Annotated in this window: 19 protein-coding genes and 3 pseudogenes; 11 read left to right on the top strand and 11 right to left on the bottom strand. The window is 70.1% G+C overall.

What is annotated here, in order from left to right; all coding sequences use genetic code 11:
* Together E6W39_RS00865 and E6W39_RS00870 are read right to left on the bottom strand one after the other, a co-directional pair.
* Window positions 1-447: pseudogene (locus E6W39_RS00865) on the bottom strand (hypothetical protein); the annotation flags it as partial.
* Window positions 369-923, bottom strand: a complete 555-nt coding sequence (locus E6W39_RS00870; RefSeq protein WP_141631789.1) for a hypothetical protein — start codon at window positions 921-923, stop codon at window positions 369-371. The gene E6W39_RS00870 and the pseudogene E6W39_RS00865, both read right to left, overlap by 79 nt.
* 54 nt (window positions 924-977) lie before the next feature.
* On the opposite strand from E6W39_RS00870, the pseudogene E6W39_RS00875 reads away from it, so the two are divergent.
* A pseudogene (locus E6W39_RS00875) lies at window positions 978-1547 on the top strand (transposase); the annotation flags it as partial.
* Window positions 1548-1766: 219 nt separating this feature from the next.
* On the opposite strand, the gene E6W39_RS00880 reads toward E6W39_RS00875, so the two are convergent.
* Window positions 1767-2591 (bottom strand): CPBP family intramembrane glutamic endopeptidase, encoded by an 825-nt coding sequence (locus tag E6W39_RS00880; protein WP_141631790.1) that lies wholly within the window; start codon window positions 2589-2591, stop codon window positions 1767-1769.
* Between the two features lie 223 nt (window positions 2592-2814).
* On the opposite strand from E6W39_RS00880, the gene E6W39_RS38925 reads away from it, so the two are divergent.
* A complete protein-coding gene (locus E6W39_RS38925; RefSeq protein ID WP_181799020.1) occupies window positions 2815-2952 on the top strand; it encodes a hypothetical protein in 138 nt (45 codons plus the stop codon).
* A 155-nt stretch (window positions 2953-3107) separates the two neighbouring features.
* Complete coding sequence (locus E6W39_RS00885) at window positions 3108-3512, top strand: hypothetical protein (RefSeq protein ID WP_141631791.1); 405 nt, start codon at window positions 3108-3110, stop codon at window positions 3510-3512.
* A 225-nt stretch (window positions 3513-3737) separates the two neighbouring features.
* Here E6W39_RS00885 and E6W39_RS00890 read toward each other — a convergent pair.
* Window positions 3738-5209, bottom strand: a pseudogene (locus tag E6W39_RS00890) (MFS transporter).
* 422 nt (window positions 5210-5631) lie between these two features.
* A complete protein-coding gene (locus tag E6W39_RS00895; RefSeq protein WP_141631792.1) occupies window positions 5632-5898 on the bottom strand; it encodes a hypothetical protein in 267 nt (88 codons plus the stop codon).
* A gap of 118 nt (window positions 5899-6016) precedes the next feature.
* Between E6W39_RS00895 and E6W39_RS00900 the strand changes: the two genes are divergently transcribed.
* On the top strand, window positions 6017-6697 hold the full coding sequence (locus E6W39_RS00900) for a hypothetical protein (RefSeq protein ID WP_141631793.1): 681 nt from the start codon (window positions 6017-6019) through the stop codon (window positions 6695-6697).
* 479 nt (window positions 6698-7176) lie between these two features.
* Window positions 7177-7482, top strand: coding sequence for a DUF4193 domain-containing protein (locus E6W39_RS00905; RefSeq protein WP_141631794.1), 306 nt, complete (start codon window positions 7177-7179; stop codon window positions 7480-7482).
* A gap of 699 nt (window positions 7483-8181) precedes the next feature.
* Here the strand turns inward: E6W39_RS00905 and E6W39_RS00910 are convergent.
* Both E6W39_RS00910 and E6W39_RS00915 read right to left on the bottom strand, forming a co-directional pair.
* Window positions 8182-9435: a ParB/RepB/Spo0J family partition protein gene (locus E6W39_RS00910; RefSeq protein WP_141631795.1), complete on the bottom strand. Its 1254-nt coding sequence runs from the start codon at window positions 9433-9435 to the stop codon at window positions 8182-8184.
* Entirely contained in the window at window positions 9432-10580 is a 1149-nt protein-coding gene (locus tag E6W39_RS00915) for a ParA family protein (protein ID WP_141631796.1), read from the bottom strand. The genes E6W39_RS00910 and E6W39_RS00915 overlap by 4 nt, the downstream gene beginning before the upstream one ends.
* 839 nt (window positions 10581-11419) lie before the next feature.
* Here E6W39_RS00915 and E6W39_RS00920 point away from each other — a divergent pair.
* Entirely contained in the window at window positions 11420-11728 is a 309-nt protein-coding gene (locus E6W39_RS00920) for a hypothetical protein (protein ID WP_141631797.1), read from the top strand.
* 322 nt (window positions 11729-12050) lie between these two features.
* The gene (locus E6W39_RS00925; protein ID WP_141631798.1) at window positions 12051-13403 is read left to right on the top strand and encodes a hypothetical protein; all 1353 of its coding nucleotides are present in this window, start codon (window positions 12051-12053) and stop codon (window positions 13401-13403) included.
* 68 nt (window positions 13404-13471) lie between these two features.
* Here the strand turns inward: E6W39_RS00925 and E6W39_RS38930 are convergent, their stop codons facing one another.
* Entirely contained in the window at window positions 13472-13684 is a 213-nt protein-coding gene (locus E6W39_RS38930) for a hypothetical protein (protein ID WP_181799021.1), read from the bottom strand.
* Window positions 13685-14308: 624 nt separating this feature from the next.
* On the opposite strand from E6W39_RS38930, the gene E6W39_RS00935 reads away from it, so the two are divergent.
* Entirely contained in the window at window positions 14309-14770 is a 462-nt protein-coding gene (locus E6W39_RS00935; RefSeq protein ID WP_228717874.1) for a serine hydrolase, read from the top strand.
* Complete coding sequence (locus E6W39_RS38935; RefSeq protein WP_181799022.1) at window positions 14761-14901, top strand: hypothetical protein; 141 nt, start codon at window positions 14761-14763, stop codon at window positions 14899-14901. The genes E6W39_RS00935 and E6W39_RS38935 overlap by 10 nt, the downstream gene beginning before the upstream one ends.
* A 199-nt stretch (window positions 14902-15100) precedes the next feature.
* On the opposite strand, the gene E6W39_RS42575 is transcribed toward E6W39_RS38935, so the two are convergent.
* The 3 genes from E6W39_RS42575 to E6W39_RS00945 form a co-directional block, all read right to left on the bottom strand.
* The gene (locus E6W39_RS42575) at window positions 15101-15232 is read right to left on the bottom strand and encodes a hypothetical protein (RefSeq protein ID WP_267286662.1); all 132 of its coding nucleotides are present in this window, start codon (window positions 15230-15232) and stop codon (window positions 15101-15103) included.
* Complete coding sequence (locus tag E6W39_RS00940) at window positions 15223-15555, bottom strand: hypothetical protein (protein WP_141631800.1); 333 nt, start codon at window positions 15553-15555, stop codon at window positions 15223-15225. The genes E6W39_RS42575 and E6W39_RS00940 overlap by 10 nt, the downstream gene beginning before the upstream one ends.
* Window positions 15556-15666: 111 nt before the next feature.
* Window positions 15667-16107 carry a hypothetical protein gene (locus E6W39_RS00945; RefSeq protein ID WP_141631801.1) on the bottom strand — a complete coding sequence of 147 codons (441 nt, stop codon included), beginning with the start codon at window positions 16105-16107 and terminating at the stop codon, window positions 15667-15669.
* Window positions 16108-16435: 328 nt separating this feature from the next.
* Here E6W39_RS00945 and E6W39_RS00950 point away from each other — a divergent pair, with 328 nt between their 5' ends.
* The gene (locus E6W39_RS00950; RefSeq protein WP_228717876.1) at window positions 16436-17476 is read left to right on the top strand and encodes a hypothetical protein; all 1041 of its coding nucleotides are present in this window, start codon (window positions 16436-16438) and stop codon (window positions 17474-17476) included.
* A 145-nt stretch (window positions 17477-17621) separates the two neighbouring features.
* Entirely contained in the window at window positions 17622-18725 is a 1104-nt protein-coding gene (locus E6W39_RS00955) for a hypothetical protein (RefSeq protein ID WP_141631803.1), read from the top strand.
* Window positions 18726-18860 lie beyond the last annotated feature (135 nt).

The raw sequence follows: 18860 nt of genomic DNA on the forward strand, positions 1-18860 counted from the left end.
GCCGCTCTCGGCTGCCGCGACGAACCACGGGTCGTCCGCCTGCGCTATCTCGCGCAGGACGGCGAGCATGCCGTCAAAGTCGCCGGCGTGGCGCAGCTCCTCCGCGTGCAGGAGGTCGGCCATGAGGTCGCGGTCCAGGTCGGGACCGTATGTTCGGGCGGCCTGCACGCCCAACTCGCCTGCCGGATCGTCTTCAAGGCGGGCGGCGAGTTGTTCCAATTCGTCGCGTACGGCCAAGAGCCGGGCGGCGAGGTCCGGGTCGGCTACGGCGACCTCGCGCAGGTCCGAACGCGAGGCGAGGGCGCGCGACCACAGCACGGCACGGCCCTGTTCCAGGAACTCCACCGCCGCTTCTGGCTCACCCGCGTCTAGGGCGAGTCGGGCGGTCTCCGCGGTGATGCCGCCCTCTTGCGCGAGCCAGGACTCCTGCGCCTCGCGCTCGGGCACCACCAGATGCGGTTCGAGGCTGCCGCCTCCAGCACCGGTTCGGCGATGGTGTCCCAAAGCCAGCGCAGGTCGTCCAGCAGGCAAACGTCCAGCTCCTCCTCGGCCGTACGCAGTTCCTGCTTGGCGGTGCGGTGGTCCTGGAAGGCGGCGAAGGAGGGCCGGTCCTGGGCTCGCTGAGCGGTGCGCTGGACCCGTGCGCTCGCCGCCTCCACGCTGCGGAGGCGGCGGATGTGGGCGAGGACGCGCTCCGCCGTCTCGTCGGCGGACAACCGAGGAAGCGGTAGGGCGTGCACGCCGGACGCCTCAACCAGCAGGGCGTCGCAGCGCGTGCTGGTGACGTTGACCAGCACCATGGTGCCCGTGCCGACGGCGGGTATCAGCGAGCTCAGCCGCGGCGGCCGGAGGAAGTCCGCAAATCCGGGCCCGAGCGAGCGCACATGCCCCACCAGGTCGTCCCACTCGCGCGACAGCACCATCTGCCGGTCGACGATCTTACTGCGGCGGGTAGATGACTCACCTGACATAGCGTCCTCGGCTTGCGCCTGCACCGACTGGTGCGCGAGAAGGAGGGCCGGGCACCCGAGCCGACCGCGTGCGTGATCGACGCCCAGAGCGTCAAGACCGCACCCAGCGTGCCGACCGAGACTCAGGGCATCGATGCCGGCAAGAAGATCGTGGGCCGCAAGCGCAGCATCGTGACCGACACGCTCGGCCTCCTTCTGCTCGTCATGGTCACCGCGGCCAGCGTCTCCGACAACGATGCCGGCGAACAGCTCCTGACCCGGCTCGCCGAATCGCATCCCACAGTCACCAAGGCCTGGGTCGACACCGGCTACAAGACCCAGGCCGTCGAACACGGGGCAAGGCTCGGCATCGACGTCGACATCGTCCCGAGAAACACGCAGGTCAAGGGCTTCTCTGTCGTTCCGAGGAGATGGGCGGTCGAGCGAAGTTTCGGCTGGATCATGATGCACCGTCGACTCGCCCGCGACTACGAGACCAAGCCCGAGCACTCCGAAAGCATGATCCGCCTCGCGATGATCTCTAACTTCGCCAAGAGAGCGACGGGCGAAACCACCATAACCTGGCACAATCCGTGAACTATCCCGCATTCGAGCAGGACGTCCTCTCAGCCCACAACTTGCTCCGCCTTGGCGGTACCGGGGCTACTGACCTTGGTGCTTCAAGGCGATTGGCCTGCTTGTGTAGCTGACTGACCATCATTGGCGCGCTACGAGATTCAAACTCGTGAGGGTTGCCCCCAACACGCTTTCCAAGCGGCCGTCGGCCCCAGGCGCCGCACCGCAAGCAGCCGGGCCCTACCCGGCAGCAGGGGCGGCCGCCGAACGCCGCAGGCCGCGCGTCGTCGCGTAGGCGCACAGGGCCAGGGCGGGAACCGGGAGCAGTGTGAGCGCGAGGTCGCCCAGTCCGGTGCCGCTCAGCAGCTGGCTGACCAGCAGCGAAAGCACCATGTTGTTGCCCGCGTGAGCCAGTGCGGGCGGCCAGATGCTCCCGCTGCGGGCCCGCAGCCAGGCGAGCAGGCACTCCTGGCAGAGGAAGGTCGCGGTCCAGAGCGGCAACCCGGCGGCGAGGCTGCCGAGGTGGAGGTAGCCGAGCATCGCCAGCGGATAGTGCCAGCAGGCCCAGAGCAGCCCGGTGACCAGGACCGAGAGCATCGGCCGGCCGGGTAGTAGCCGCAGCCGCAGGTAGCCGCTCCAGCCGAACTCCTCGCCCCAGTACAGCGGAGTCAGCACGGTGGCGACCACGGCCAGCAGCAGTGGGGCCGACCAACTGGGCAGACCCGGTGCCAGCCCGGCGAGCCGGGTGAAGTCGGGACGGTGGCCCAGCAGCGCCGCCAGCCCGAGGGCCGCCGCGGTGAGCAGCAACGGGCCGAACCAGGCGGCCAGGTAGGACGGCCAGGCCCGGCGCCACCGCAGCGCCAGCCCGGCGTCCCGGAACCCCTCCCGGGTGACCCACCGGCGCACCACCACCGCGGCCACCGCCGGCAGCATCGCGAACGGCAGCTGCACCAGCGGGTTCACCAGCGAGAGCCGCAGCACCAGCCGTGCCAGCAGCAACCACCCCCAGCCGAAGCCGAAGGCCATGGCCAGGAAGACCGTTATGCCCTTGGTCCGATCATTCATCAACTGTCCTTCCACCACACGGTCGTTGCGGCACGATCATGGGTGTCCGGAGCCCGGCTCGGCATCGCGGGAAAGCGGGAGAATCCGGTCCCCCGATCGGGGGAGGTGGGTGGTGGGCGGCGTGGCGATACTGGTCCGCGGTCGCGGGGACCCCACCTCACGAGCCCCGGGCAGCCCGGGTCGCCTCTCAATGCCTGGCGACGGGTGACGCTACGGTACGCGCATGCAACTCATCAGTGCCGGTTTCCGCACGCTCATGTACGCGCTCATCAACGGAGATCCGCTGTGGCCGACGGTGACCATCTTCCTGGCGTCCATCCTGATCGCGATCGTCATCGCCACGGTTCGGGCGTCCCGGTAGGTACCGCGGCAGACCCGCTGAGCGGCCCCGCTGCCCGCCAGGCGTTGCGGCGGGCGAACTCGTGCCGAAGCCACAGCTGCCTCCCGGGCCCGGTCTGTGCAGGGGGATGAGCTGGTCCTCGGGGGATGTCGGCCGCCCGTGGCAGACTGCCCGCCGTGATCTCGACAGCTGAAGTGACCAGGCGCGCCGGCGAGTCGGGCGTGATGCCGCTCCTCACGCTGGAGGAGTTCTTCGAAGGCAACAACGACGAGGGGTCAATCGCCCCCAACCAGTGGGAGTTCGGCCGCCCACCGGTGGCCGACCTGGCCGCCCGGCTGTACGAGATCGAGCAGCGCCCCGACGTTGTCTGGGTCCGCGTGCAGCTGCACCCCGAGACGCTGGAGCTGGGGGAGAGACTCTGCGGCGAGGCCGTCGCCATCTGTACTACGGCGGACGCACCGACCTGCGAGTCGTGGATCAGCGGGTTCGAGTCCGACGGCGTGCTGGCGGGGCTCGTCGACGAGTACATCGACATCCCGGGACAGGCCGGGGGCAAGGTGTGGTCCGTCGTCTGGGACTAAGGGGTCGGCTCCGGAAGTCCCTCGGGGGTTGACTGGGGAGCCGACCATGCTCTGAGCGCTGGTCAGAGGTCGGAGCCGGCGCGGGGGTGACATCGCGCGAAGGCTTTGTCCGGCTGGGCCGGAAAGGCGGACGCTGAGCTGGACTTGAGCCCCCATCGGGTCCAAGTCCGGCCCGGCGTCAGTACGGTGTGACCTCAGCGGCAGCCTGGTCCGGCCGGCGGGCCGTCAGTCCAAGGTGCGCGGCAGTCGGGTCGACAGGGTGGCGACCACGGCGGCGCCCAGGACCTGGATCCCCAGCACCACCGCCAGCCCGTGCGCCATCCCGATGCTGGGCACCAGGGCCAGGAACAGCGTGCCCCAGGTCGCCACGCCCAGCGCCAGGCTGGACTGTTGGGCGGTGGCCAGGACCCCGCTGCCGACCCCGGCGCGCTCCAGTGGCACGGTGGACAGCACCGTCCGGAACAGGGCGTGCTAACCAGGCCGTTGCCACCGCCGATCAGCGCCATCGCGGGCAGCAGCGAGAGGACATCCAGGTGCTTGAAGTCCGTCAGCACGGTCACGATCAGCACGATCACGCCCAGCGGCTGGACCACCGATCCCGCCGTGATCACCCGGCTGCCGAAGCGGCTGATCAGGCGCGGGCTGGCGAGCGAGGAGCTGAAGTAGCCGACGGCGAGCGGAACCAGGGCACATCCGGAGCTGACGGGGCTCAGGTGCAGCCCCTGCTGCAGGGTGATCGCCAGGATGAACATCAGGGCGCCGGAGTTGCTGAAGTAGGCCAGGGCAATGCCCAGTCCACTGCGCATCTCGCGGATCCGCAGCAGGCTCGGCGGCACCAGCGGCACCCGCCCGGCGGCCTCCGCGCGCAGCTCGACGGCGATGAACGCCCAGGCGAAGAAGGGGAACAGGGCCATCGAGACCCAGGTCCACAGCGGCCAGCCGACCGCGCGCCCCTCCATCAGCGGCACGAACAGGCTGAGCAGCCCCGCGCACAGCAGCAGGGTGCCGGGCAGGTCGACGCGGTTGGCGGCGTCCGAACGGGTCTCGGGCATGGTCCGGGCCGCCAGCAGCGCGGCGGCCAGCGCGAGCGGCACGTTGAGCAGGAAGACCGAACGCCAGCTGCTGCCGAACAGGTCGGCCTGCACCAGCATGCCGCCGAGCACCTGGCCGATCACCACGGCGATGCCGCCGGCCGCACCGTAGACGCTGAGCGCACGGGCCCGGTGCGGGCCGCTGGTGGACGCGGTGATGGTGGCCAGCACCTGGGGAATCAGCAGCGCGGCCGCGCCACCCTGCGCGACCCGGGCGGCGACCAGGGCCCATGCGGTGGGCGCGAGGCCGCAGGCCAGTGAGGTCAGGGCGAACAGGGCCGCGCCCGCGATGAACAGCTTGCGACGGCCGAGGCTGTCGCCGAGTCGGCCACCGAGCACCAGCAGCACGGCGAAGGCGATGCCGTAGCCGGCGGCCACCAGTTCCAGCACGGCCGGACCGCCGGTCAGGTCGCGGTCGATGGTCGGCAGCGCGACATTGACGACGAAGAAGTCGAGCATCGACAGGAACGCGCCGAGCAGGATGGTGACCAGGCCGATGACCGAGAGCTTGCGGTGCTCGGTGACGGGGGCCGTGGTCGGTGAGGAGGGACGATCGGTGCGGACTGCCTGCGGACGTTCCAGTTGCTTGGTCACGACAGTGACCATCGACCTCGCAACAGCCTGGTACCAGAGTGTCTTTGTCCTGGTATCAGAACTACCCGGCACCAGGGTCGAGGGGAGGGCCTGGGTCGCTCGCGCGGTGGCTTCACCACCAAGGTTCATCTGAGCGCGGATCGCTCCGGTGTGAGAAGCGCGCGCCCTCGGGATGAGCCAGATCGTCGTCGCATCGCCGGCACAGACCTGGATCACTGCGGTGGCATCTGGCACGACGGGGCCGCCGCCAACCGGCGCCCCCGCCTCCCCCGCGCGTCTGCGACACGACACCGACTGCGACAACTTGACGATGATCGGGCGGAGCCGGTCGAGTTCGTGCTGTCCGCGCGCGTGGCGGATGGCTGGGGTGACCGCGGGCTCATCGGCGGAGCCTCTGAGCTGGCAGACGGCGGTGGCGGGGTTGAGGACGCAGGTCATGCCCTTGCTGTGGTGGATCTGCAGGAGGGGTTGCCGAGCAGGTCTCTGGCGTGGCGTTCGCTGGCGAGGACGCGGCCGGCGAACTCGCGGCCGGCTGCTTGGACGCGGTAGCGGTAGGCGTCCGCGGCAGGTCCGCTGACGTGCTCGCCAGCGAGGAGGCGTTGTTCGTCCTCGGCGATGCCCTCCAAGCGGAAGAGCCAGTCCTCGAACGCGTAGTCGTCCAGGAACCTGGCTTCGTAGGAGCCCGCGTAGCCCTGGAGCATCTGGGTGTAGGTGTGTTCGTATTGGATGGAGGCGGTGATCAGCCCGCGGGGCTGGCGTCGGATAAACCAGGCCAGGGTTCTACGGAAGCGACTGGGGGCGATCGGCCCGCCAGGCGGCATGCGCCGCACGGCGGGGCCCGAGGTCCGCCGCCTCTGCGGTGCGGCGCCCTCGTCGACCAACGGGCATGCCGACCATGGCGGTGTGGCCGTGCGCGCCGACCGCGCCCACGAGTGCCATGAGCTGGGCGGGGTCCTCGGGTATTTCGGTGGCGTTGCCGCGGCGCAGACCCGGCTCGGGCTGCCGGTTCGGTACGCGGCGACCTACGGTGGGGGCAGGTGGGGCTGGTCTCTCGAGGGCGGTGCTGCGATGGACAAGGAACGTGCCGAGCGGCTGGTGGCCGCGCTGCGGGCTCGAGAGGTGATGGCGCACCTGGCCGAGCTTGGTGTGTACGAGTACGCGGTACGTGTCGTGCTCCCCGATGACGGGGGTGAGGCGGTCTGGGACAGCAGCGATGCGCTCGGTCTGGAGGCGGAGGTCCTGCAGGACGGGGTGCTGATGGGGCTGGTTCCCCACGTGCCCGGGTCGGAGCGGATGACCGAGGACGAATGCGTCGAGGCGATCGCCACCACTGAGTACGACCGCGCGGGCCTGCACCCGCCAACCGACAGCGGTTCCCCTTCGTCCCCCGCCCCCGTACGGCCGTCCTCCCCGGTCCCCATCCGGCCGACCGCCGACGCCTCGACCTCGCAGGCCGGCCCCAAACCGAGGCGGCACTGGTGGTCGCGCCGATCCTCGTAACCCTGGGACGGCGCGGCGCCCCATCACGTCATGGTCCTCGACCCGCCAGCCGGCCTCGCCGACGCTCACGCTCCCAAGTGAACTCCAGTGCCTGACCGCCCATCAGCGCGGACCCGGGGTCAGCTTCTCTCAAGTGGCACTACCGCGACGCGAGGGCCTGACGCGCCCCCGAATGTCGATCGCCACGCCGACTCCCGCGTAGTCCGCCTCCGCCAGCTGCTCAGGGATCGCCGCTGGCGGGCCTCGGCTCCTTCCTGTGTCAGGCCGGACTGTGCGTCCTCGCCGACTCCCAGTTCGGCGGCGTGATCGTCACCGGCACCATGCCCCTGGAAGACGTCGAAGTCTCTTCTTGTGACAGGACGCCAGGACCGAACGGGAGCAGGGTGACAAGAGCGGACCCGCAGGTGCCGATACCGCGCCGACGAGGCATGCTGACGCTGTTCCTCTCCCCCGACCGCCCCTGACGAGAAGGCACCGCCTTGGCAACCGACTACGACGCTCCGCGCAACACCGGCGACGACTCCAACGACGACAGCATCGAAGAACTGAAGAGCCGGCGCGACGACAAGACAGGCTCTGCGGTCGACGTCGATACCGAAGCCGTCGAAGGCATCGAGCTTCCTGGCGCTGACCTGTCGGGTGAAGAACTCACCGTGCGGGTCGTGCCGCTCCAACAGGACGAGTTCACTTGTGCGACCTGCTTCCTGGTCCACCACCGCAGCCAGCTCGCCGGGGAGGACAAGAAGGGGCAGCCCAAATGCCGCGACTGCGCCTCCACGCTCTGACAGCGAGCCGAGCAGCCGGAGCGCGAGCCACGCACTGGCCGGGCCGCGGTCGCTGACGCCCGCGCGGCGAGGTGTTACGGCAGGAACGCGGCCGCGTTGTGGCTTGCGATGGCCCGGCCTCGATGCTGCAGGTCGGCGGTGTCGGATGTAGCCCATCGCAGATCGCGCACCACCAGGTTCTGGAAGCCGTCTGCGGAAACGACGCGGCATGGCCCTGGCCCACCACCTCAACGGCGGCCAGTGGGGCGCCGATCGCTGGAATCGGTCAGGCTACCCCAGTGGGTGTCCGGGTGACCGGGGCTGCTGCAAGCCTGTTCTGTCTCTGCGGCGGGCGCAGCTGGCTGGTGTGTTGTCCGCGGACAACAATCCGGCTAGGACCTCACCGGCCGTGGCTGACCTCTGATCAGCTACCACGGGTGGTGCCCGTCCGGCGCACCATCAGCAGTGCTCCGGACCTTGCGCGTTAGGCGGTTGGTGTGTTGTCCGCGGACAACACACCCCCTCCACGATCGGTTGGAGACTCTGAGGGGACGAGACGGTCATCCCGGGCTCAGAGCAGGCGGCCTCCAACCCAGCGATGGCCGTTCCCCGCCTCACGGGCACCTCCAACTCGTCGGTCACTCTCTGTCGCGGTGTCACGTCCCGTTCCGACGCCGCTGCCCGAGTTGGCGGGCAGGGTGCGGCTGCATTCCTAGCCGGTCAGCCCGCAGGTGTCGCGCTTGCACGCTGCTCAGCATCGGGGACCTTGAGCAGTACAGCCTCAGCCTCGGCAACCTTGGCCAGAACAGCCTCGGCCACAGCCTTGGCTTCCACAGGCGACAGGAACTTGCAGATCCAGCCGGCAACGCCATTCGGGTCTCGCCAGTCAGGGGTGTCCGGTGCGATCCGCTGTGGCTCTACGGCCGGGACACGAGGTGTCGGCAACTCAGCAGGCTCTTCCGTGGAAGTCCGGATGCTGCCCGCATCACCTCGACTCTCGGGAGGAGCTGTCGGGGCCGCACTCCCCCGGTTGTTGTCCGCGGACAACAACCGGGCCTGTGCCGCCTCGCTGACCGCGGGTGTCCGCTGCTCGGTTACTGCTGGAGTGCCATGGCTGTCCGGCACACCATCAGCTGGGCTCTGGGCCTGAGCTGCTGGGGCGGCTGGTGTGTTGTCCGCGGACAACACACCAGCCTTCGCGAGAGCACGCAGCTTGCGGTCCTCGTCGCGGCGGGCGCGCTCCTCTTCCTGGAGCTGGTCGGCCAGGGCGAGGAGGTCGTCGGTGCCAAGGCTCGGGTCGTCCTTGAGGGCACGGGCGAGGCGCCGGGCCCACCGCTCGGCAAGCTGGCCGCTGACGAGTCGTTCCTGGATGGCGCCGGGGAGGGTGAGGAGGGCCACCTGGTTGCCGACCCAGGAGCGGTCCTTTCCGCGGCGGCGGGCGACTTCGGCGGCGTTGCCCGCGCAGGCTTCGAGGAGCTGCTTGATGCCTTGGGCTCGCTCGATGATGTCGAAGTCGGTGCGGTCCTCGTTCTCCAGGAGGAGGTTGTCGAGGAAGTCTTCCGGGCTGCCCGCCAGATCGTCGCGGACGACGAAGTCGAGCGTGTCCAGGCCGACGTGGAGTGCCGAGCGGTAGCGGCGCTCACCGTTTAGGAGGACGTACTCGGCGCCGGCGGGGTCGAGGATCTGGTCGTGGTCGGGCCACAGCTTGAGGTAGGCGGCCCGGGTGACGGCGACGCACGCGGTGGTCTGGCGGGCGGCAAGGCTGGTGCCGAGGGTGTTCTTGTCCTCGTCGGTGCCGAAGTTCCGGCGGGGGTTCACCGGGCACGGCGCGACCGTGGCCAGGGGCAGGCGCACAAGATCGTATGCGGGAATGGTGCCTTCGGTGACGGCCTTTGCCCGGCCACGCTCGCTACGCGGGGGCCGGGCCGCGCCGAAGCTCCCGGCTCCAAGTCGGTCGGCTACGCGGCTGCTCATGCGATCCTCCGGGCGATGTCGCGCATCGCGTCGGCCTGCTCGCCGTCGGGGGCCCACACGAGCAGGGGCGTCTTGGTGCGGACGGCTTCCCGCTGGTCCTTGAGGTCGTTGACGACGGCGATTACCTCGGGCTTGCCGATACTCCTCCAGCTCTCGAGCGAGGACGTCAGGACATAGCCCTTGCGGACGTCGTAGAGGTTGACAATGAACCCGAGGTCGCAGATGTCGACGTCCAGGTCGTCGCACAGTGCGTCGATCTGCTCGCGCAGCAGAGCGTAGGCGTCGGCTGAGGAGTCCTCTGCCTGCACGGGGATGACCAGACCAGAGCTGCCGTCTTCCTCGCCCTCGCGGGTGCGCACGTAGTAGAGGGCGTTGTCCATGGCGTAGCCGAGGGACGGCGGGCAGTCGATCAGCATGAAGTCGAAGTCGCCGGCGAGGGGCTCGAGTGCCTTCTCGAGGGCGGTCTCCTTGATGCGGATCTCGCGGTAGGTCGCCAGCTTGGCGTCCAGGAGGAAGCCGTCGGTGCAGGCCGGCAAGAGGAAGAGCCGGCCTCCGAAGGCATCGCCGTTGACTGGAAGGACGAGGTCCGCGAGTTCCCCGTTCTTCTCGCCGGTCATGTGCTTGACGAGGCTGTCGCCCTTGAGGGCCAGGTGCTCGTGGCCGAGCTGCTTGGTGAGGTGGCCCTGAGGGTCGAAGTCGACCATGAGGACGCGGAAGCCCATTTCGGCGAGGGCCTGGCCGATCCCGGCGGTCAGCGCGGTCTTGCCGACGCCGCCCTTCTGGTTGCCGATCGCGATCCGGCGGGCCCCGGTGGCGCGGCGGGCGCGCTCGGGGAGGGGGTGGGCGTCCAACCAGAGCCGGATGGACTGGGCCACTCCCTGGTTGTAGGCGAGCTTCAACGCGGAGCAGTCGGCTCGGAAGTCCGCCAGCAAGGCGCTAGGGACGTAGGTCGAGAAGGACGTCGCGCCGGAGACGTCGATTGTGGGGAGAGGCTTGGTGGCTTCCTTCCATGCCTTGATGCCTTCGGTGACGGCGTCTTGGATGTCGACGCCTACGGTGGCGGCTCGAATCTTCAACTCGCGCCGCAGCTGCTGGGGGAGCTTGGTAACTACCTTGTCCCGCTCATCGGTGTCAGGGGTGGCCATGCGGGGAGTTTACTAACCGCTATGCATTGTTGAGTCACCGACACCCCGTGAGACTGCCTCAGGCCACCCGAATAGTGCCGGTGTTGTCCGCGGACAACACAACCTCGTTGGCTCCTCTCCTCAAGACCAGCTGACAAAGGCTCGTCCCGCAGGACCACTGGACACGAGCCCCTCGCATGCACCGTCGTGTTGTCCGCGGACAACATCCGCTCCCCCATCGTTGGAGCCACGGCCGGCGGACGCTGGCAGGAACGACGCACGGCTCGTGCCTCGGTAGCCCTGCCGAGGAACGAGCCCTGCGTCGAAGAGCGTCGAGGCGTGTTGTCCGCGGACAACATCCGCTCCCCCATCGTTGGAGCCACGGCCGGCGGACGCTGGCAGGAACGACGCACGGCTCGTGCCTCGGTAGCCCTGCCGAGGAACGAGCCCTGCGTCGAAGAGCGTCGAGGCGTGTTGTCCGCGGACAACACGTCCGGGCGAGTGACCACCACTACCTTCGTCACTGCCCAGCAGGAGCTGCCGTGCCGGATGTTGTCCGCGGACAACATCCGGCACGGCAGCCGGGGGCGGCAATAGTCGACGCGGGCCACTTCCCGCATGTGTTGTCCGCGGACAACATCGGGCCGGGCCCGCTGGCGTGCGGGCTGAGCCCAGGCGGGTCAAAGCGGGTTCCGGGGCTCGGACCTGGCGGGTGGTGAGGGCGCGGTAGGTGGTGAGGCCGGCGGCCGCGGCGGTGCGGGCCAGGCGGGTGCGCAGGGAGTCGCGAGGCGGCGTATCAATGGCACCGGACAGGGAAGTGTGTAGCTGTCGGCAGTATGTCCGCGAGGGGGGAGAGGTTTGTGGCAGTGGGAAGGGCAGCGCGTCAGGCAGCCCGCAGGCCGAGGGTCGAGGCGGTATTCGGAAAGGACGCGACCCCCGCGGCGCTCGACCTGCTTGAACTGGTCGAGTACGCGTGGCACGACGCCTATCACGAGATCACGCCGTCCGAGGCGCTGATCGACGACATCCTGACGTGCTCTCAGGGCGATCTCGGCCGGCTGATCCGTTTCGGCCTATTGGCAGTCGTGGACGCGCGGGACCTCTGGATGGCCGTCGAAGCTATAAGAGCTGCCGAGAGCGACTCCGGGACCGGTGAGCGAACCGGCTGAGGTGCCGTGATCGAGCGGTGCACGCCAGGTGAACCCGAGCCCACCGGCCCGTCCGCTGGTCATTCCAGTAGGCGCCCGGATCGATACATACGAACACGTCAGTCCCTGCTCGGCGTGATCGTGTTTCGTGCGACGATCCCGGCATGATCAACCTCGCTGCTGCCTCTCCATGGCGCCGTATAGGTACGGGTCGGCTGCGTGGGGCGGCGCCGGTCCAGCGGGGTTCCGCAGTCGCGGTGCTGGGGCACTGCTGGACCGCTCGCTGGTACAGATCGCCGACGCTTCCTCGGATGCCCGCTGCTTCGACCGGGAGAGCATCCGCGTGGCGGCGGACGTGTGGGACAACAACACCATCCCGCTGTTTCGGGCGGCGACAGCCAGCACTCGATGCGGGCGCGAACGTCGTGCGCGGGCGGCGTTGGAGTGGATGGCCGGCCTCGGCGAAGAGAGACGGGCCTGGATGCTGGACCAGGCCGCGGCCGCCGGACACTCGTTGGACGAGCTGCTTGCGACCACGAAGCCATACGTGCCAGGCCGTGACTATCTGGGACATGTGATGGCCCCGGTGATGGCGGTGACGCCGCAGATCGCAGAGAGCCTCGCCACCGACTACGACCTGCCGTCGGCAGAAGTCCGCTGTCTGCAGGTCGAGCGGACCGGTAGCCGTCTCATCGGCTATCTCGAACTCGCTGTCGCCCGTTCCTATCCCGTCGACGAGGGCACGTCTCCCGAGACCGCCACGCTGGGCATACGGCTGCGCGACATCACCGAGGTCCGCTTCGATTGCCAGAACACCCGGGGCGCCGCCCTTCGACCGGAAGCTGACGGAGTGTCGATCGGCATCGGATCCCACGGCACCCTCCGCGCGGCGACGGCCGACCTCCGCCCGGACGACCGCTGCTGGCACCTGTCCGCCGCAGGACACCTGGCCGACGCGACCACACCGCCCCGCGACAGCCAACCTGCCTGGCCCGCCCCTCCGCAGGAGGGACACCTAGGCACCAACGCCATGGCCGCCGCGACCCTCCTCCACCGCGCCATGCTGCACATCCGCATGGTCCGCTCTGCCGCAATCGCACACCGGGTCCCGGTGCGCGACTTCCACCGGGCCTTCGCCGGAGCGGGCGAGGCGATCCTCGCCGCCGGCGCCCACCACCTTCCCCACCGCCGTGAAGCCGCCTTCCGCCGACTGATCGAGACCTGGGCCCGACGCGGCGGCGCGGCCCTCGCCGAGTGGTTCGCCACGGTGCTGCCCGAGACGGCCCACCAACCGGACTTCCTCGCTGGGCTCCGCGACCAGGCCGGAGCACACCCGGCCGCCGACCCAGTGCTCCAGCCCGCTCCAGAACCCTCCGCGGTCCCCGGCCCGCCGCAGGCCGAGCTCCGCTTGGCCACGTACACCTCGGCACACACGCGCTACGGCACCCACCACAAGGCCTCCGCCCTTCTGCACCTGGCCGTGCCGCCTCACCCCGAGAGCGCTGACGGCGCCCCCTGGTGCCTGCGCGTCGTGCGGGGCGCCAGCCCCGCCCGCTTCCAGGTGCAGACCGAGGCGTTCCAGGGCGCCAGCCATCCCCGCGTCACCGTTGACGACAATGCGGCCCGTCACTTCGTCCTGCGCGATGGAGCCCTCACCATCACGAGCGGGGAAGACTGGCGCGACGATCAGTCGTGAGCACGTTCGTTTGCACGGGCCTGAGCACTTTGACCTTTACGCCGACATGGAGCCCGCGCTGGTGTAGTTCACGGTCCTGACTCCTCGACAACCCGTCCGTACGGGGGCTTGAAGAGATCGGTTGTTCGCCTGCTCTCGGAGACGGCCTGCATCGCCGCCAGATTCTCCATGGCCGAGGACAGGCTGACTTCGAGGCCGGCAACTTCACCGGTCCAGCCTTCACGTCGGGCCTCGGCGATGCGGGCATCGAGGTTGGTGATGATCTCGGTGAGGCGGGGCATCTGGGCGGCGGTGTCGGCGTCCTGCCGGAGCGTGGTAGGGCAGTAGTCGCGGCGAGCCGGGTCTTGCCGCCCCCGCCCGTCCCGGTCAGCACCTGGCACAGCACCGCCGTGCCCCCCGCCCCGTACGGCCGTGCGCAACCGGTCCGCCTCGGTGCGGAGCTGGAGGGACTGCGCGCGGGGCGGGATCGCGCCGACCTGATGCGGCCACGCGGCCGGCGCCTGCGGCCCGCTCTGATGCACGATCAGATTCCTGCCGGCGGCGCTCGCGCCGGACCGGTTCGCGATCGCCCGCGGTGTGCCGCTACACGAGGCGTTCAGCGACGACCGGCCGGACGTGGTGGTGGCCGCCCACCACGAGGACGACTTCTGTCCAGTGGGCCGAAGAGGTTCACCGGGCGGCGAGCGTGGGCCCAGCGCCACCGTGCACAAAGGGCGGCAAGGGACAGGACCGTTGAGGGACGGGGGACAACCCCCGCATCAACCCAGGTGCCAGCAGGACGGGCGACCAAAGCGTGGCCTTGGCACGCTGGGCGTGAACGGGGACGAACACCTGAAGAAGCAGGAGAGATTGATGAGGGCACCTGCGGGGCGGCAGCACTGTGGGCGGGAATGTGCGTAGTGGCCGTGTCGGGGTTCCTCCCGGCGGCGGCCGTTGCCGAGCGGGTGCCAGCCTCGCCGCCCGGCAGCGTCATGGAGGGCATCGAGCAGGCGGTCGCGGACGGATTCCCGGGTGCCGTGGCGTATGCCAGGCGCGGAGAGTCGCAGTCGCGGATGGCGGCCGGGCTCGCGGACACGGCGACCGGCGAGCGAGTCCGGCCAGACCAGCGGTTCCGGATCGCCGGCAACACCAAATCATTCGTGTCGACAGTGCTTCTGCAGTTGGAGGGCGAAGGACGGCTCTCGCTGGACGACAGCGTGGAGAAGTGGCTGCCCGGCACAGTTCAAGCGCCGCCAGCCGGGACGGCCAGAACGTGGTCGACGCAGCGGACGGTGGTCTCGCGGCGGGTCCAGGTGGCCACGGTGATCTCCTCAGGGGTTGGCCGGCCGCCCCGGTGGGCGGCCGGTAGGGTGCGCGCGTGCGATTGATCGGTTCGGGGTTGCGGGTCGTTGTGCTGGTGCTGGTCAACGGCGATCCGGTGTGGCCAGCAGTCGGGGTTGCTGCGGTGTCCGTGGTGGCGGCTGTCGTGGTGGGTGTGCTGCGGTATCGCAGCCGCTGACGGGCGTCAGGTGGTGGTCGACGGGGCGTCAGCGGCCCGGTCAAGGGCAGCGCGGAGTCGTCGCGCGTACTCGCCGGCCACACCGTCGCGGGCCTGTTCTGCGTCACTCCACGGGTTCGCGCTCGGCGGGCCGATGCTCCGCGGCGGGAGCGGGGTCGGCCGCGAGCAGGAGCAGGCCGCGCCGGAGCGCGGCGGCGGTTCACAGTGCATCGGTGAAGTCGAGCTCGACGCCGTCTCGGGCGGCGTCGGTGACCAGGCCGGCGGCGGTGGCGGTGTCGTGGGCCAGGTCTGTGTGGCCACGCTGGGGGCGGTAGTTCGGGGTCAGTCGCACTGATCGCCGTACTCCACGACCATCCAGCCCGCCGGCACCTTGCGGACCTCCCACCCGGGCACCAGCACCTGGTGGACGTAGGAGCGGTCGTCCCAGCTGACCAGGGTGTCGTGGACGGTCGAAATGATCGGCTCCTGCACGTTGTCGAAGAGCACCACCGGCTCCAGCGCCGAGCCAATGATCGAGCCGGTGCCCTCCGGGATCGACCGCCACCCGACCAGGGGCACCAGCATGATCAGACTCTCCCCTGGCGAGCCGATCGCCACCCGCCAACCGTTCGGGGCCGCCACGAACGGGGCCGACCCGCTGCTGTCATTCGTCATGGCCACCACCCTCGCCCGGCCACCCACGCGCCGTCAGGCCCTTGCCCACATTCACCCCGACCTCTACCCTCCCCCGACTGGCCGTGGCCTTCCTAGAGCAGGAGTGCGGCGTCACGCCCGCCAGCTGGCGGGTTTCGGCGTGGTGGTGGGGAACACCGCAGCGGCGAGGAGGCTGATGTCGTCCCTCGGCCGGTCGACACCATGGATCGCCGGTCCTGACCCGGCCCGCCGCACCCGCTGGGAGACTGTTCGCGCCGGTCGGTGGGCGAATGCCTCGGTGAGGCGCACGCTGTAGCCCTCGGACTCCATGTAGGCGGCGGTCGCGGCGAACGGGTCTGGATGGTTGAGCTGGAGCGGGGTGAAGGAGAACTCCACAGCGGCCTGGATGGGCGGGACCAGTTCACCACCGGGCTGCGGAGCGAGCGGAGCCTGCCAACGCAGCTCCACCGAGGCCCGGCCCTGCGCGTCACGGCTCAGCAGGTGCTCGGTGTAGGGGAACTGGTGGAGAACGTGCTCCTCTGCGGTGGCGCTGGCAGCCGGCCGCCCTGGCAAAAACGCAGGCCACCCGCCAACACGACGGTGCCCCCGGAGGGGGACTGTTTGCCGAGGCCGCTCAACTCGCATGGACGCACCACCGTTTTGGGACTCGGAGGCGGGCCTGCGCCGGCCGACCGCCGCCGTCGAGGGACTACTCCAGACGGAAGCAGGCAGTGACGTTGTGCCTGGGGCGAGCGTTGGACGTGGCGTGCCCTATCCCGCATCCAGCCCCAGCCATGCCAGCGCCGCCCCGCTGGGGAGCCCAGAGCCGTTGCCGTACCTGCTGACCGGCGCTCAAGGCCAGGCGGGTCGGAGGCTGTTGAGCTACGTGGTGTCGCTGCCCTTGCCCAACACCGATGCGCAGCTGCTGGCCGCGGTGCTGGCCATTCGGGCGGCGCGGGGCGGAGTCGGCAACGTCACCGGGACGGATCTGTCCACGCTGCGCCTCGAAGACGCCCGTGCGGCCGCCGCTGCCCTGCGCGGTCTGGGCTGGCAGATCGACGGGGTGCTGTTCGACGGCGACCCGACAGCTGCGGTCGCCGTCACGATCCCGGACCTGGCACGGGAGACGGGCCACCCGCTGCCGGTCGGGGAGAAGCTACGTTCGCGGGTGTCCGGGTGGGTCGCGAGGACCTTGACCGCCAAGCCGGTCAAGAAGCTCCCGCCCGCCGCACGCCTGGCCGGCCTGTTCCTCGCCGCCCACGGCACCTGCGACTCGGCCGGGCAGATCCCGGCCGACCTCCCCGAGGCGTGCCGGGCGGCGCTACCCGACCTACTGGCCAAGGGCTTCCTCGCCGAGCTGTCCCAGGACCGGTATCGTCTGGACGAGGCGGTGCGCCACCTGTCGGGTGTGCGCCCTCCCACCGGCGGGCAGGCGACGCGCCCCGGGGCCGTTCCATCGTCGTGGCCCCAGTTCAATGCCGACGCGTGGGCGCGGTGGAAGAGCGAAGCCACGCCCGCGCTGCGACGGCATGTGGAGGCCGTCGAGCACTGTGCCCTGTGCGCGCTGCCCGTTGACCGGGTCGCGCAGGCATTCATGGTTGCGCCGCGCCCCATGGTCATCGCCAAGGCGACCATGGGCGCCTACGGGAAGTGGAAGGGGCTGCACCCGGACCGCGGCTCGCTGGCGGCCGAGTTCACCGTGGCCTTCCGGGCCGAGCACGGCCACGGCCCCTCCTACTACCAGCTGACCTCAGGTCTGGGCTGGGGCCTGGACCGGTCGCTGGGCGCTTACGTTGTCACGCGCTTGGTGAAGAACGAGTGGCTCGTGACCACGGGGGCGGTGCCCTGGACCTTGCGGCCCGGACCGGCCGCCCAGGCCCAAGGCATCGCCCTGCCGAAGGCGCGCACTGAGGCGCCCGGCGACGTGCCGGCGGCGGTGTAGCCGGTCATCTGTCGCCGGTGCGCGTCAACCGGGCACCTGTAAGTGCGCCCATCGGGCTGCCGTCGCGCGTCCGGCCATGCCCTGGCCCGTGCCCGCTCGTTGGACGCCGGTGGTTGCGCTGCGTGGTGCGGCGCCGCGACGTTGCGTGGGGCCCGTATGCCTGGCATCTTCAGGCTGGTCCAGCAAGGAGTTCCAGATCGACGGGGTCTGGGACGGCCGCAGCCATGACGCGGTGCTGCGGCAGTTCAGGGCGGGCATCGGAGCAGGGCGCAGCACGGCAGCGGAGTCGGCGTTCGCGGCCCTGGGCGCGCTCGCGCCGGTGCTGACCGAGGTGATCATCGACCAGGTCCAGGCGATCCGGGACACTGTGGAGACCAACTCCGAGGCCTGGACCGTCACCCTCGACCTGGCCGCCAAGGAGGTCACCTTCCTCAACGCGGCATCCGGCGAGATCCGGGAGCTGCCGGTGAAGCCGGAAGGCGGCGAGCAGAGTGCCGGGGCCTTCACGCTGGAGCTGATGGGCATCCCCGCCGTGGAGACGGCCCAAGGCCGCGTCACCATCGACAGCGTCATGGCGCTGCTCTACCTCCAGCAAGCCCACGCGGGCCGGCGGCCCTTCGCTGCGGTGAACAGCCAGGACCTGGCCGTCACCATTGAGGTCGTCTTCGGGCTCCTGGACGACAAGGCCGTCAAGCTGAAGGCGCAGGCGTCGGCCGCCGGCCGGCGGGCGACCCGCGCGACGAGCCAGCTGGCCAAAGCGAACGAGCAGCGCCTGTCCTACGGGCTGCCCACTGCCGCCGACCTGGATGCCCAGGCCGCCGTGCACGCCAAGGCCGCGGACGAGGCATCAGCGCAGGTGCGGCGGTTCAACAGTGAGCTTGAGCAGCACCGCGCGGTGCTGGCCTGCCGGGAGACGGAGGCGGAACGGGCCCGGACGGGCATGATCTGTCGTTCGCCCAGTGCAGAGCGCACGGCGTCCATGTCCCGGGCGACGGTCTCGGTGTTCAGGTACCCGAACAGGGCACCGCCGCCCCGGGCGCAGGCGGTCCCGAGCCGTCGGTTGCTCCGTACGAGATTGGCGGCCGCCGTCCGGTCGGCAGGGAACCTGCTCACCGATAAGTCGATCGGCAACGGGCAGTTGAGCGGCGGATTGAGGCCCGTCCCGTGCGGCTGCACAGCGACGATGTCGAACCGGTCGCGCAGGCGGGCCGGAAATCAGTGCTCCCGCGCCTGCCGGTCGAGCAGATAGCCCACCTCGCCGTCTCCCGGGCCGCCGGAGTTGAAGAGAAGCGTGCCCACCCGGTGTCCTGGGTCCGCTCCGAGCTCCCGGGCCTGGACCAGTCGAGCGGCAAGGAGATCCGCCCGCACCGCACGGAGTGCGGCG

The sequence above is a fragment of the Kitasatospora acidiphila genome (assembly GCF_006636205.1).
Classification (GTDB): Bacteria; Actinomycetota; Actinomycetes; order Streptomycetales; family Streptomycetaceae; genus Kitasatospora; species Kitasatospora acidiphila.

What these genes read in the sequence shown, in the direction of transcription:
- E6W39_RS00910 (WP_141631795.1), bottom strand. Translation starts at nt 9,435, where the DNA reads ATGAGCAGCCGCGTAGCCGACCGACTTGGAGCCGGGAGCTTCGGCGCG.
- E6W39_RS00915 (WP_141631796.1), bottom strand. Translation starts at nt 10,580, where the DNA reads ATGGCCACCCCTGACACCGATGAGCGGGACAAGGTAGTTACCAAGCTC.
- E6W39_RS00895 (WP_141631792.1), bottom strand. Translation starts at nt 5,898, where the DNA reads ATGCTCCAGGGCTACGCGGGCTCCTACGAAGCCAGGTTCCTGGACGAC.
- E6W39_RS00880 (WP_141631790.1), bottom strand. Translation starts at nt 2,591, where the DNA reads ATGAATGATCGGACCAAGGGCATAACGGTCTTCCTGGCCATGGCCTTC.
- E6W39_RS00900 (WP_141631793.1), top strand. Translation starts at nt 6,017, where the DNA reads ATGCGCCGCACGGCGGGGCCCGAGGTCCGCCGCCTCTGCGGTGCGGCG.
- E6W39_RS38930 (WP_181799021.1), bottom strand. Translation starts at nt 13,684, where the DNA reads ATGCCCCGCCTCACCGAGATCATCACCAACCTCGATGCCCGCATCGCC.
- E6W39_RS38925 (WP_181799020.1), top strand. Translation starts at nt 2,815, where the DNA reads ATGCAACTCATCAGTGCCGGTTTCCGCACGCTCATGTACGCGCTCATC.
- E6W39_RS00870 (WP_141631789.1), bottom strand. Translation starts at nt 923, where the DNA reads ATGGTGCTGTCGCGCGAGTGGGACGACCTGGTGGGGCATGTGCGCTCG.
- E6W39_RS00940 (WP_141631800.1), bottom strand. Translation starts at nt 15,555, where the DNA reads ATGACGAATGACAGCAGCGGGTCGGCCCCGTTCGTGGCGGCCCCGAAC.